General features: G+C 37.9%; 14 protein-coding genes and 1 other RNA gene. 8 read left to right on the top strand and 7 right to left on the bottom strand.

Annotated features, from left to right (window positions below; genetic code table 11):
- Positions 1-7: 7 nt before the first annotated feature.
- The 4 genes from EJ994_RS02425 to EJ994_RS02410 all read right to left on the bottom strand — a co-directional run bounded on the left by EJ994_RS02425 (position 8) and on the right by EJ994_RS02410 (position 3,524).
- Positions 8-706 (bottom strand): HAD family hydrolase, encoded by a 699-nt coding sequence (locus EJ994_RS02425; RefSeq protein ID WP_126591043.1) that lies wholly within the window; start codon positions 704-706, stop codon positions 8-10.
- Positions 697-1,410 carry a 3-deoxy-manno-octulosonate cytidylyltransferase gene (kdsB, locus tag EJ994_RS02420; protein ID WP_206507192.1) on the bottom strand — a complete coding sequence of 238 codons (714 nt, stop codon included), beginning with the start codon at positions 1,408-1,410 and terminating at the stop codon, positions 697-699. The genes EJ994_RS02425 and kdsB overlap by 10 nt, the downstream gene beginning before the upstream one ends.
- Positions 1,411-1,429: 19 nt before the next feature.
- Positions 1,430-1,999 (bottom strand): DUF4126 domain-containing protein, encoded by a 570-nt coding sequence (locus EJ994_RS02415; RefSeq protein ID WP_126591041.1) that lies wholly within the window; start codon positions 1,997-1,999, stop codon positions 1,430-1,432.
- A 91-nt stretch (positions 2,000-2,090) separates the two neighbouring features.
- Entirely contained in the window at positions 2,091-3,524 is a 1,434-nt protein-coding gene (locus tag EJ994_RS02410) for an ATP-dependent RecD-like DNA helicase (RefSeq protein WP_126591040.1), read from the bottom strand.
- Between the two features lie 101 nt (positions 3,525-3,625).
- Here EJ994_RS02410 and EJ994_RS02405 point away from each other — a divergent pair, with 101 nt between their 5' ends.
- Genes EJ994_RS02405 through EJ994_RS02375 form a run of 7 tightly spaced genes read left to right on the top strand, consistent with a single transcriptional unit; the run spans position 3,626 to position 7,915 of the window.
- Positions 3,626-4,273 carry a hypothetical protein gene (locus EJ994_RS02405; RefSeq protein ID WP_099574461.1) on the top strand — a complete coding sequence of 216 codons (648 nt, stop codon included), beginning with the start codon at positions 3,626-3,628 and terminating at the stop codon, positions 4,271-4,273.
- Positions 4,251-5,087 (top strand): DUF3822 family protein, encoded by an 837-nt coding sequence (locus EJ994_RS02400; RefSeq protein ID WP_099574460.1) that lies wholly within the window; start codon positions 4,251-4,253, stop codon positions 5,085-5,087. The genes EJ994_RS02405 and EJ994_RS02400 overlap by 23 nt, the downstream gene beginning before the upstream one ends.
- Entirely contained in the window at positions 5,088-5,621 is a 534-nt protein-coding gene (locus EJ994_RS02395; protein ID WP_126591039.1) for an RsmD family RNA methyltransferase, read from the top strand. It abuts the gene before it with no gap.
- A gap of 21 nt (positions 5,622-5,642) precedes the next feature.
- Entirely contained in the window at positions 5,643-6,023 is a 381-nt protein-coding gene (locus EJ994_RS02390) for a DoxX-like family protein (protein WP_126591038.1), read from the top strand.
- Between the two features lie 9 nt (positions 6,024-6,032).
- Positions 6,033-6,767, top strand: coding sequence for a DUF2071 domain-containing protein (locus EJ994_RS02385; RefSeq protein WP_126591037.1), 735 nt, complete (start codon positions 6,033-6,035; stop codon positions 6,765-6,767).
- A complete protein-coding gene (locus EJ994_RS02380) occupies positions 6,758-7,510 on the top strand; it encodes a methyltransferase domain-containing protein (protein ID WP_126591036.1) in 753 nt (250 codons plus the stop codon). The genes EJ994_RS02385 and EJ994_RS02380 overlap by 10 nt, the downstream gene beginning before the upstream one ends.
- A gap of 9 nt (positions 7,511-7,519) precedes the next feature.
- The gene (locus EJ994_RS02375) at positions 7,520-7,915 is read left to right on the top strand and encodes a hypothetical protein (RefSeq protein WP_126591035.1); all 396 of its coding nucleotides are present in this window, start codon (positions 7,520-7,522) and stop codon (positions 7,913-7,915) included.
- Between the two features lie 75 nt (positions 7,916-7,990).
- Here EJ994_RS02375 and EJ994_RS02370 read toward each other — a convergent pair whose 3' ends face one another.
- Positions 7,991-9,508, bottom strand: a complete 1,518-nt coding sequence (locus EJ994_RS02370; RefSeq protein ID WP_126591034.1) for an NADP-dependent isocitrate dehydrogenase — start codon at positions 9,506-9,508, stop codon at positions 7,991-7,993.
- A 401-nt stretch (positions 9,509-9,909) separates the two neighbouring features.
- Positions 9,910-10,224, bottom strand: an RNA gene (rnpB, locus tag EJ994_RS02365) — RNase P RNA component class A.
- A 106-nt stretch (positions 10,225-10,330) separates the two neighbouring features.
- Between rnpB and EJ994_RS02360 the strand changes: the two genes are divergently transcribed.
- The gene (locus EJ994_RS02360; RefSeq protein WP_126591033.1) at positions 10,331-12,313 is read left to right on the top strand and encodes a DNA polymerase III subunit gamma/tau; all 1,983 of its coding nucleotides are present in this window, start codon (positions 10,331-10,333) and stop codon (positions 12,311-12,313) included.
- Here the strand turns inward: EJ994_RS02360 and EJ994_RS02355 are convergent.
- Positions 12,302-12,655 (bottom strand): transmembrane 220 family protein, encoded by a 354-nt coding sequence (locus tag EJ994_RS02355; RefSeq protein ID WP_126591032.1) that lies wholly within the window; start codon positions 12,653-12,655, stop codon positions 12,302-12,304. The genes EJ994_RS02360 and EJ994_RS02355 overlap by 12 nt on opposite strands.
- Positions 12,656-12,660: the final 5 nt, after the last annotated feature.

The following is a 12,660-nucleotide window of genomic DNA, read 5'->3' as shown; positions in this document are numbered from 1 at the left end:
TTAAATTCTACAGATATTCCAATACATCGACCAATTTTTGGACGGTCAAATATCCTTTTTTTTCTTTTGGCTCCTCTATTTCTTCATGCTTCCAAGTGGTATGAAACGGAACATGTACGGCCTTAGCGCCAATATTGACCAAGGGCAATACGTCTGATTTTAAAGAATTCCCGATCATTAAAAATTCGTTTGTAGAAATTTCTAAGTGATCTAATAGATCCTTGTAATTTCTTTCTTTTTTATCACTTAATACTTCTACATGATGAAAATAGGTCGATAGGTTAGATTTGCTCAATTTCCTTTCTTGGTCTAATAAATCCCCTTTTGTTAAAACTATTAACCTATATCTTCCTTGTAAACTTTCTAAAACCTCCTCTACGCCGTCTAAAAGCTCTACCGGATGGGCAATCATCTCTTTTCCTAGATTCAACAATTCCAAAAGCGTTGCTTGAGAAATATTATTATCCGAAAGTTCTAAAGCGGATTCTATCATGGAAAGCATAAAACCTTTGATACCGTATCCATACAGTTCCAGATTTTTCATTTCCATTTTAAATAGCTCTTGGTCTATTTTATTCTTCGTTTCATAACCTTCCAGTAATTCTGCGAACCGCTCTTCTGCATGCCTGAAATAGGTTTCGTTTACCCAGAGCGTATCGTCGGCATCGAACCCGATGACTTTAACCTCTTTGAAATCTATCTCCATGCAGCCTGTGCTTTTTCCAAATCTTCTGGAGTATCAATCTCTATCCCCGAGACCGATGTTTCTACCATCTTAATCTTTTTACCGTATTCGAGATAACGGATTGCTTCAATTTTCTCCGTTGCCTCCAAGGACAACATCGGTAATCTTTGAAAATCCATCAAGGCGCGTTTTCGAAACGCATATATTCCCTTATGCTTGTAATATATCGTATGGTTATCTTTTGCTCTTGGGAACGGTATAGGCGACCTGGAGAAATATAACGCAAAATTCCTGTTGTCCACAATTACCTTTACCGTGTTCGGATTGTTTATCTCATCGTCTTCCGTTATTTTAACCATCAAAGAGGCCAAATCTATCTCCTTCGCTACGTCTCCCCTAAAAACTTCGATAACCCCGGCTAAACTCTCTTTATCAGTGAAGGGTTCATCTCCCTGCACGTTAACAATGATGTCCACGTCCATATCCGTGACCGCCTCTGCGATACGATCACTACCACAATCGTGTTCCTTTTTACTCATAATGGCCAGACCGCCCTCTTTTATGATGGTTTCATAGATGACGGTGCTGTCCGTAACCACATAAACCTCGTCAAAAAGTCCGGTTTTGACCGCCGCTTCATAAGTGCGCACAATTACAGGCTTCCCTGAGAGGTCTTGCATTAACTTAGCAGGAAACCTGGATGCCGCATACCTTGCCGGTATCATTGCTATTATCTTCACTACTCTATGTTTTTTGCTTTGGTCTTAAACTTCTATAAATTCTAAAAATAATCGTCAATATAATGATTACCAATACGGCAGCAAGAATAGGTGCAAAAATCGAGGCCACCGTAACCACGGCCGCTGTACCGGTCTCTACCGTTGCGACCACCGGATTAGCTAAACCACCCGTTGTTGCCGTTGATGCCAACCTCCCAGTAGCTCCGGCACCCTTAATCGCCGTTGCCGTGCCACCCCCTGCTATGATTGCCAAGGACCACGTAACCACAGGGTCTAAATTCGCTACCGTAGATACCATTACCGCCGTGCCGGCAATTGCCGCCAACGGTACTGCTATGCTATCCAACAAATTATCCAACCAAGGAATGAAATAAGCGAAGATTTCCACACCCGTAGCTATTCCTAATGTCAGTACCGCGGCCAAACTTCCAATCCACTCCCAATTATCGTTCAAATCCCAAACACCGAAATAAGATGCTAAACTAAGTGCGAATAATGGCAGAAAGACCCTAAAACCAACCGAAGCGGCAAGGCCAACTCCCAGAAAGATGCTTAATATAGTTTCGGTAGTCATGCTCTAATTATACTTTTAATAGGGTAATCTTTTTGATATATTCACTTTCAAAAAACTACAACCCTTTATAAATGACTAAAATAACCTTTTCCTATTCAACAAAAAAATCATCCTTAAAGCCAATTAAATATAATTTTCTTTTGGCCCGGGTAACAGCGGTGTAAAGCCATCGTAGGTATTCTTTGTCTATACCATTGGGCAGATAAGGTTGCTCTACAAAGACGGTGTCCCATTGTCCGCCCTGTGATTTATGACAGGTAATGGCATATGAGAATTTCACCTGTAAACCATTAAAGTATTTATTGTTTTTAACCCCAAGAAATTTCTTGTATTTGGATTTTTCATGTGCGAAATCTTTCATGACTTCTTGATAGAGCCTGTTACCCTCTTCGTAGGACAATGACGGTGATTCCGCTTTTATGGTATCTAACAACAAGACCGTTTCAAAGGGTTTCATATTTGGATAATCTACCATTTGCACCTTTACCTCAGCAAATTTAAATCCGTAAAGGTCCTTAAAAGCGAAGATTTCTAAAATTTCAATAATATCTCCGTTTGCGATAAAACCTGCTTCCGAGTTCGGTTTTAGCCAAAAGTAGTTGTTCTTAACGACCATCATAAAATCACCCGCAGCAAGCTCATTCTCCAAAAACAATATACGTTCCCTAATATTTAGATTGTATAAATTGGCCCGCTTGTTTGATCTAACGATTATCGCTGTTTCTTCTTTTCCGTTTCTAGAATAGGATTCGTCTATAGCTTCCTGGATTTCATGACCGTCTATTAGTCTTACAATATCTTTATAAGGGTTTACATCAAACTGAAAACTTTCATAGTAGTCGCCCTGCAATTGCTCTCTTAAGAGCGTTGCATTGGCCAATATGCCCGAATCTTTGGCTTGCCTAACGACTTCATCCAATTCTAAACGAACGACCTCTTTATTATAATTCAAGGAAAGTTTATCCCCGTCCAAAGCTGGGCTCAACATCAAATGCACAGGAGGTAACTGGGCCGTATCCCCTATTAACAACAGTTTACAGTTATGTCCGGAGTATACGAACATCATTAAGTCGTCCAAAAGTGAACCGTTCTCAAAGAGTTTAGAATCTGCCGGAGTATCCGGTATCATGGAAGCTTCGTCCACAATGAACAATGTATCGCGATGTTTGTTGGGCGCTAAAACAAATTGAACTCCCCCTCCGCTTTGTTTCTTAGGAAAATATATTTTCCTATGGATTGTGAAAGCTTGCGTTTTTGAGTAATTGGACATCACCTTGGCCGCCCTGCCCGTCGGAGCCATAAGAACAGATTTCATGCGCGTCTTCCAAAGGCTGTTCACTAATGTTCCAACCAGCGTTGTCTTACCCGTACCCGCAAATCCTTTCAGCAAAAAAACCTCTTCCTTGACCTTTGATAAGATGAAACTGGCCAACTTTTGCAGCACCAGTTCTTGCTTTAATGTGGGTATATGGGGAAATTTAGACTTTAGTTCAGAATAAAAAGTAGCGTCTGTTAATGGTTTCATCGGTGCCCAAAGATAAAGAGGATTTTTAGCGCAAAACCTTTTCTCATTAAAAAAAAATTGTAGATTTGTGAGAACCACTAAATTAAATTAACACTTAAGAAATGAAGACCATTATTCAAATTGTACTTTGGATTGCTTGTATAGGATTAGGTTACCTTATTTATAATTCGGTTACCGGACCTATTGAATTTAAGAAAGTAAAACAAGAACGCTTTGGCAAGGTAATCGCCAAGCTGAAGGATATTAAAAACTCACAAGAGGCCTATAAAACTGTTAATGGGAGGTATGCAAAAGATTTCAATAGCCTTATCAAATTCATAGATACAGGCAAATATGTGATTACCCAACAAAGAGATTCCTCTTTTATGCAGTTTGATGAAACCTATCAAATTGATTTACTTAAAGAAGTAAAGATTATTGATACCCTAGCTTTTGTTTCTGTTAAAGATTCTCTTTACAAAAAGGATACACGCTATAAAAACCTTATGGAGGTACCCGGAGTACCAGGTGAAAAAATCATCATGAAGGCCGATATTATTGAGAAAAGCGGCTACAGAGCTCCTGTTTTTGAAGCAAAAGTGCCTAAAAGTATTTTATTAAAAGACCAACCCAAAGACCTTGTTGCCCGTGAAAATGCTCAAATGAGCGTTGAGGAGGTTAACGGAAGCGAAATTGTAGTTGGGTCTTTACAAGAAGTAAGTACCAGTGGTAACTGGCCATCGGTTTATGACAAAAAAGAAGATCAATAACGGTTTAGATATAGCCGATAAAAATTTTGAGAAATTGTCCATTCAGGTTAGCTTGAATGGACTTTCTTTTTGTGTGGCAGATGCAGTTTCACAAAGAATCCTTTATTCCGATAAAAAGGTATTTTCCGAGGAGCTAAACCCTATTACGGTTTTAAAGGAACTCAAAGAATTAGTTCAAAAACAAGACTTAGCCAATAAAGCATTCGACGAAGTCGTTGTTATTCATAGAAATACACTTTTTGCCTTGGTACCTAAACCCTTGTTCCAGGTAAACGAACTCTCTAACTATCTTAAGTTCAATACTAAGGTTTTACCTACCGATACGTTGGAATACGACGAAATAAAAAATCAGGATATGGTTAATGTTTATGTGCCGTACACGAACATTAATAATTATATCTATGACCTTTTCGGAGAATTTTCTTTCTTTCATAATGGCTCTATACTGGTGCAGTCCCTTCTTAATAGTTATTCTAAAAACAAAGAGGATGTTTGTTACGTAAATGTTGGTAAGGGGCAGATGGACATTATGGTCTCCTCTGGCAAAAATTTAAAATTGTATAACAGCTTTCTTTATGAAACAAAAGAAGATTTTGCCTATTACCTCTTGTTTGTTTTAGAACAACTGGAATTGGATACGGAAACCGTTCCCGTAAAACTCTTCGGTTCTATATCAGAGGATGACGAACTTTTTCAACTCTGCTATACCTATGTTCAAAACATTGCTATTTTCGCTCCTAATGCAACTCATCATTTAGAATTGGGTGAACCTGGTGATGAATCTATTGATTTTACCATACTAAACTCCCTTTAAATGCGAATTATATCAGGAAAACATAAGGGACGAAATCTTATGGCGCCCAAAAAATTACCGGTACGGCCTACTAAAGATATGGCCAAGGAGGCATTGTTCAATATTTTAAATAATCGCTACTACTTTCCAGATTTAAAGGTCTTGGACCTTTTTTCAGGTACGGGCAATATCAGTTATGAATTTGCATCTAGGGGAGTTGACCAAATACTTGCCGTGGATGTGGATATGGGCTGTATTAATTATATTGATAAAATATCGACTCAGTTAGAATTGGATATCAGAACACTTAAAGCTGATGTTTTCTCTTTCTTAAGCAAGAATTCGGAAAAGTTTGATATCATCTTCGCCGATCCTTTTTATAGCATGGAATTGACAGATTTTGCAAAAATCCCCGAACTGGTCTTTACCAAGGAAATGCTTTTGGAAGATGGGGTTTTAATTATAGAACATTCCAAACACACCAGTTTGAAACACTTACCTCATTTTGAAAGTTCTAGAAAATATGGAGGTAGTGTATTTAGTTTTTTCAAATAATAACAAAGAACGTCAATTTTAGTGCATCTAAAGAACCTTCACAAGGTATTAAATTATAGTATTGCCAGTATTTGGCTTGTCAATGGTCTAGTTTGTAAAGTGCTGAACTTTGTTCCCAGACACCAACAAATTGTTGCAGAGATTTTGGGTAATGAGCACTCAAGATTACTAACTATCGCTATTGGCTTTTCCGAAATCATAATGGCTATTTGGGTAATATCTCAATTTAAGTCTAGGATAAATGCGGTCGCTCAAATTATTATAGTTGCTTTGATGAATCTGTTAGAATTCATTTTAGTTCCCGAACTATTGCTATGGGGGAAACTTAATTCGTTCTTTGCTTTACTATTTATTGGAGTAGTATATTACAATGAGTTTATTTTGAAAAAAGAATTACCCTGAAAAGTTAGCATGGAATTTTTAAAAAATCACCCCTTTGCTGTAAAAACCTATTTTGAAAATTCTATTGTGCTAACATATGCCATAGCCAAGGAAGAACTTGAAGGATTAATTCCTGAATGCCTAACACTAGATACCTTTGATGACAAATGGGCTTTTATAGCATTGGCAATGGTAAATACCAAAGGACTAAGACCAAAAGGTTTTCCGAAGTTTATGGGGAATAATTTCTTTTTAATTGGATACCGGGTATTTGTTCGTTACACGGACAAGAGCGGTAAGCGTTTAAGGGGATTGTACATTTTAAAATCAGAAACCAATAAACATAAAATGTCATTCTTTGGAAATATATTTACGCACTACAATTACACTACCACAGACATTACTTATGACAATGAAGATTCTAACTTAACCATTAGTTCCAAAAAGTCAGGGTTGAATGTAGTAATGGACATAAACCAGGACGGGGTTCCATTACCAAACGGTTCCCCATTCCGGGAATGGAAGGAAGCAAGACGTTTTGCAGGCCCGTTACCATTTACTTTCACTTACAATAAAGAAAAAAAAGAAGTTTTGATAATTGAAGGAGTTCGGCAAAATTGGAAACCTGTACCATTAGCTGTTAAAAAGGCTGAAGTGGGTTTTCTCAAAACAAAACATTTTAAAAATATAATTTTAGCAAATGCTTTCGTTGTAAGTAATGTTCCATATTACTGGAAAAAAGGAAAGATAGAAGCATGGAGCTAAAAAGAAGAAAATTTCAAGGTGTTCTAAATATATTAAGCTTTAACAGACACTTCTATGTAATAGGCTTAATTGTATTGATTTTAATTATCCTTGGGTTAGCGCTTTTCAACGTACCTGTACTATGGCATTGGGTAATAATTGGGGCATTTCTCTATGGATTACTAACGCCCTTGGTGGTTTCGGCTTACGTGTACGATTTTTCTGGATATTACAATTTTAAGTGGCTAAAAGACTTAGGCTTGATACATAAAACTCCAAAGCATATTGTTAATATTAATGCCGGTTTTGATGAGACAAGTTTTATTTTAAAACATAATTTCCCCAAATCTGAATTAAAAGTATTCGATTTTTATAATTCAAAACAGCATACGGAACCAGCAATTGTAAGAGCTAGAAAAGTTAGTCTGGTTTATCCCAATACAGAACAAATTAGTACCGACCATATACCGGTAGCAGATAAATCAGTGAACATGATTTTTTTATTGTCTGCTGCCCATGAAATTCGCACGCATAAGGAAAAAGTAGTTTTTCTTAAAGAATGTCGCAGAATTTGCAAAGAGAATGGTAAAATAATTACTGTTGAACATTTAAGAGATTTGCCTAACTTTTTAGCCTTTTCTGTAGGCTTTACTCATTTTTTCTCACGAAAAGCATGGAAAAAAGCATTTGATGAATCTGGATTTTCATCCTTTGAGGAAACAAAATTCACTCCGTTCATGTCAATCTTCAACTGTTCTCCTTAGCACTAAACTATGCAAACTCATATCAAGATTATCGGGGCATTACTAATAATTCTAGCAATGGTCCATGTGATTTTCCCAAGGTACTTCAAATGGGAGAAGGAACTCAAAGCCCTAAGTTTGATTAACCGGCAGATGATGGTGATACACACCTTGTTCATAGCAATCACCGTATTTTTAATGGGCCTACTTTGCCTTACCTCTTCGGAAGATTTAATCAATACTTATCTCGGCAAGCGTATTTGTTTAGGGTTGGGACTATTTTGGACCATTAGACTCATCGTACAATTTTTTGGATATTCATCAGAATTATGGAGAAGAAAAAAATTCGAAACCACTATTCATATGTTCACCATTATACTGTGGAGTTATCTCAGTAGCGTATTTTGGCTTAGTTATTTTGCTTAGATTCTTTTAGTAAAAAAAATTATAAAAAAATCCACGCAATTGCGTGGATTTTTTAAGCTAACTCAATAATTTCTATTATTCCCCCTGCCCCAGTGAGAATCCTCTTTTTCCGTCAAACTCATAAAGATTTTCCGTTTTAATCACATCGAAACCTTTGGTATGCAATTTTGACAATAAAGCTACTATTTGTTCAAAATTTATTGGTGTGTAGACTGGAGCTTCTCCCGTATTGATTTCTGCGCTTTTAGCGACGAACCTACATCTCCAATGGTCCGTACAATACGTCTCTTTCATACCTTCAGGAAAAACCTTTACGCCCCTGTTGGTAATCATCTTTAATTTTAATTTAAATGCATTTATCTTGGATAATGCCTGCCCTATTTCCTCTGGATCATTTCCTTTCCAATCAATAAAAACATCTACACCAAGCAATACTTTATTTTCAGACTTTCTCGTGTACTCAGGTATTTCTATCTTTCCTTTTCCTTTAGACATATTACTGCCAACGAAATGCTTTGGCTTCTCACCGAGTCTAGAAATGATTTCATCTGCAAATTCTGACGTAGATACTTTTTTGACACTGTTATCTTCTCCATAGATATCTGCCGTGTGAAAACCTGCTTCGATTGTTGCCAACCAGGCATTCTTTATTTTATCGGCAATGACTGTTTGACCTACGTGGGCAAGCATGGATATTGCAGCGTTGATCAAACCGGAAGGATTAGCTATATTCTGCCCGGCAATATCAGGAGCCGAACCATGTATGGCTTCAAACATTGCCACATTCGTGCCAATATTTGCCGAACCCGCCATGCCTACAGAACCGGCAATTTCAGCAACTATGTCGGAAACGATATCTCCGTATAAATTTGAAGTCACCACAACATCATAGTTTTCAGGGTTTGCGGCCAATCGGGCTGCACCTATATCTATTATCTGTGTTTCGTTCTGTATCTCTGGATATTCCGTAGCGATTTCATCAAAAACCTGATGGAACAAACCATCCGTGAGTTTCATGATATTGTCCTTTACCATACAGGTTACTTTCTTTCGTCCGTAAACCCTAGCGTATTCAAAAGCATATCTCACAATTTTTTCGCAACCAGGCCTTGTAATCAACTTTAAACATTGCACTACATCCTGTGTTTGTTGGTGTTCGATACCGGCGTATAAATCCTCTTCGTTTTCCCTGATCACCACAACATCCATTTGTGGAAAATTCGTTTCCACGTAAGGGTACAATGCGCTTACCGGCCTTACATTTGCAAATAATCCAAGAGATTTGCGCAAGGTTACGTTCAAACTTTTGTAGCCCTTACCTTGGGGTGTAGTGATAGGAGCCTTTAATATAATTTTGTTCTTGTTTATAATCTCCCAAGTTTCCTTTGCAATACCAGCGGAGTTTCCGGATAAATATACCTGTTCTCCCAACTGTATGTACTCCGGTTCAATATTTGCACCTGCGGCTTCAAGAATTTTCAAGGTGGCATCCATAATTTCAGGACCTATACCATCTCCTTTAGCTACTGCAACTTTTACTGCAGTTTCATTTAAATTTTCATTTGATTTTTGATGCAATACACTTGATTTCATATAAACGCTGTTTTAGTTATCGAGTGTAAAGTTCAACTAATTAATTCATATATTTTTATTTATGTTTTTGATGATATGCATTAAAATATTTTATAATTTACGTAATACTTCTGCTTCGGTTGAAATAATCGCACATCAGATTGACGATTGTAATAAGTCCATCTCAAAGAGAAATAATAGCTTTACTCTAAACTAATCGTTCACTTATTGGAATAAAGTGCTTCAATACACATAATATGAGGGCTACACTAGCTACCATTGGGATTCTATGAAGTACTCTGGGTTCGATAAAACTACGCAAATCACAGATTTGCCAAAGAAATACTACATATTCTGGATAGACCCTTCGACTTCGCTCAGGGTTCAATAAAACTACGCAAATCACAGATTTGCTGTTTTATTGAAAAAGCAGGCCATAAGCCGGATTCTGTGTATCTAGAACTGCGTTCTAAATTACCTATCATTTATCTAGGCCCTTAGTTACCCAAAGACTCTAACCGCCTACCCTTCGACTTGGACGTGCCGCCCTCAAACGTCGGTTTACATGACGTTTCACCGTATAGAGTTTACCTGGTTTCACTACAGCCGAACTGTACTTGCTTTCTGTTGCACTTGTCCTCACCTCTCGGCGGACGGGCGTTACCCGCTATACTGCACTATGGTGTCCGGACTTTCCTCGTTTTAATAAATTAAACCGCGATAGGTTGGCCTGCTACGAACAAATGTACTGCAATTGTTGATAACTAAGGATGATCTCTGTTTTAAATACCTCCTAGAATTAAGCTCAATTTTTATATTTGTATAGGCACGAAAAACTCTAATTTGGAACCATTTATAGTATCGGCACGGAAGTATAGACCTCAAACATTTAAAGATGTTGTTGGGCAACGGGCCATTACCAATACTCTCCAAAATGCAATAGATAACAATCACTTGGCACAGGCCCTGCTTTTCTGCGGCCCCAGAGGTGTCGGTAAAACTACATGTGCTAGAATTCTTGCAAAGCAAATAAACGCCGACGGAACCGAAAGTCCGGATGAAGATTTTGCCTTTAATATTTTTGAACTGGATGCGGCTTCCAACAATTCCGTTGATGATATCAGAAGTTTGATAGATCAAGTGCGCATACCGCCACAAGTGGGTAAATACAAAGTCTATATCATTGACGAGGTACATATGCTATCCACAAGTGCCTTCAACGCCTTTTTAAAGACCTTAGAGGAGCCTCCAAAACATGCTATTTTTATTCTTGCCACAACGGAAAAACACAAAATTATTCCTACGATTTTATCTCGTTGTCAAATTTTTGATTTTAAGCGGATAACCGTAAAGGATGCCGCAGAATATTTGAAATATATTGCGGAGAGCCAAGATATCAATGCTGAAGAAGATGCGCTACATATCATTGCTCAAAAAGCGGATGGCGCCATGCGTGATGCACTCTCCATCTTTGACCGGGTTGTAAGTTTTTCCGGAAAGGACCTCACTAGAAAAGCGGTGACAGAAAATTTAAACGTCTTGGATTATGATACCTATTTCGAGGCAACCGACCTGATATTAGAACATAATATTCCGCACTTATTGGTATTGTTCAACACAACCTTAGGTCTTGGATTCGACGGGCATCATTTTATAGCTGGTCTGGCTTCACATTTTAGGGATTTGATGGTATGCCAGCATCAAGACACCATAGCGCTCTTAGAAGTGGGTGAAATGGCTCAAAAAAGTTATCGAGAACAATCCCAACGTACGTCGAGTAGTTTTCTATTGAAAGCATTGGATATTGCCAATGATTGTGACCTGAAATACAAAACCAGTAAAAATCAACGGCTTTTGGTAGAGCTTTCGTTGATGAAATTAGCCTCTATCGACTTTGATGGAGAAAAAAAAAATCCTGAATCAGTAGCAGTACAGGACAAAACAATAGACTTTATTGCCCCTGCCTCCTTTTACGAGAACACTACCCCAAAACCAAAGCAAAACGCGCTTTCCGAACCTAGTAACGAAACGAATACTTTACCCGAGCAGCGAGCGGAAACATTTCAAAAATTAGTTGAGCAACATGCCCCTAAAGCGGAAGAACGAGAAGAAATAGAGGCTCCTCATTTTATAGAAGACAACATTCAGCAAGGCACAGCACCAATAAAAAAAGTACAGCCCCTTACAAATACTACTGAAATACCGACTACGGTACAAGAACCGGTTGCTAAAGAAATTAATACAAAAAATAACGGCCAACCCACGGAGCCGGTATACAAGGTTTACCCCTCTACTAATGCCGTTAAAACAACAACCACACGACAAGAACCGGTTGCGAAAAAAATTAATATTACCGTACCCGAAAAACGGGTTTCTGGCCTATCCATCTCTAGTTTAAAGGCTAAAAAAGAGCACGAACTCAACAGAATTGAGGTTGTTCTAGACGAGGATGCGCTACCTAAGGACGACTTTACCGAAGAAGAGTTAAGAAAACACTGGGCAGATTTTGTTCAAGAAATTGATGCTAAAGGTCAAAAAATACTTGCATCGAACTTAAATACGGATATTCCGAAACTAAAAGAAAATTTCACCATTAGTATTGAACTTCCTAATGGTACGATGAAAAAGGAAATTGAACGTGGCAACTACGACCTTATGGAATACTTAAGGGCTAAGCTCAACAATCACTTCATTCAACTTGAAATTTCCGTAAACGAGGCCACTGCTAAGAAATTCGCTTTTACCCCAGAGGAGAAGTATGAAAAGTTAAGAGAAAAGAACCCGGCCATAGACCTGTTACGAAAAGAGTTTGACCTAGATCTTTGACATTCTCTTTAAGCCAAAGACGTACAGAAAAAATACGATAGCGATTATTAAGAGTCCAAAGGCCTCTCTACCCAGCTCAACCGTCCTAATATCTCCATCATTTAAATCGAAACCTTGAAAATCCGGTGGATATAAATAAACAAAGCCTGCGAAACATAATACCCCTAAAACTAAAGGCACTACTATTTTTAATCTGTTAAGTACAAAAAGCAGTGAAATTACCGCGGCGATGGCATAAATTATAATCCACACCAATGAATCTGGATCATTGTACTGCACCACCGCACCTAAAGTGAATAAAACAGTAAACAAACAACCGATAACCTTAAATAATATATTCATATCAA

Origin of the sequence: Maribacter sp. MJ134 (assembly GCF_003970695.1) — a bacterium.
Taxonomy (GTDB): Bacteria; Bacteroidota; Bacteroidia; order Flavobacteriales; family Flavobacteriaceae; genus Maribacter.
The sequence above is the reverse complement of the archived record's forward strand: the minus strand, read 5'-3'. Positions and strand labels throughout refer to the sequence as shown.

Coding starts and splice junctions, on each gene's coding strand:
- EJ994_RS02425 (WP_126591043.1), bottom strand. CDS start 706: ATGGAGATAGATTTCAAAGAGGTTAAAGTCATCGGGTTCGATGCCGAC.
- kdsB (WP_206507192.1), bottom strand. CDS start 1,410: ATGATACCGGCAAGGTATGCGGCATCCAGGTTTCCTGCTAAGTTAATG.
- EJ994_RS02415 (WP_126591041.1), bottom strand. CDS start 1,999: ATGACTACCGAAACTATATTAAGCATCTTTCTGGGAGTTGGCCTTGCC.
- EJ994_RS02410 (WP_126591040.1), bottom strand. CDS start 3,524: ATGAAACCATTAACAGACGCTACTTTTTATTCTGAACTAAAGTCTAAA.
- EJ994_RS02405 (WP_099574461.1), top strand. CDS start 3,626: ATGAAGACCATTATTCAAATTGTACTTTGGATTGCTTGTATAGGATTA.
- EJ994_RS02400 (WP_099574460.1), top strand. CDS start 4,251: ATGACAAAAAAGAAGATCAATAACGGTTTAGATATAGCCGATAAAAAT.
- EJ994_RS02395 (WP_126591039.1), top strand. CDS start 5,088: ATGCGAATTATATCAGGAAAACATAAGGGACGAAATCTTATGGCGCCC.
- EJ994_RS02385 (WP_126591037.1), top strand. CDS start 6,033: ATGGAATTTTTAAAAAATCACCCCTTTGCTGTAAAAACCTATTTTGAA.
- EJ994_RS02380 (WP_126591036.1), top strand. CDS start 6,758: ATGGAGCTAAAAAGAAGAAAATTTCAAGGTGTTCTAAATATATTAAGC.
- EJ994_RS02375 (WP_126591035.1), top strand. CDS start 7,520: ATGCAAACTCATATCAAGATTATCGGGGCATTACTAATAATTCTAGCA.
- EJ994_RS02370 (WP_126591034.1), bottom strand. CDS start 9,508: ATGAAATCAAGTGTATTGCATCAAAAATCAAATGAAAATTTAAATGAA.
- EJ994_RS02355 (WP_126591032.1), bottom strand. CDS start 12,655: ATGAATATATTATTTAAGGTTATCGGTTGTTTGTTTACTGTTTTATTC.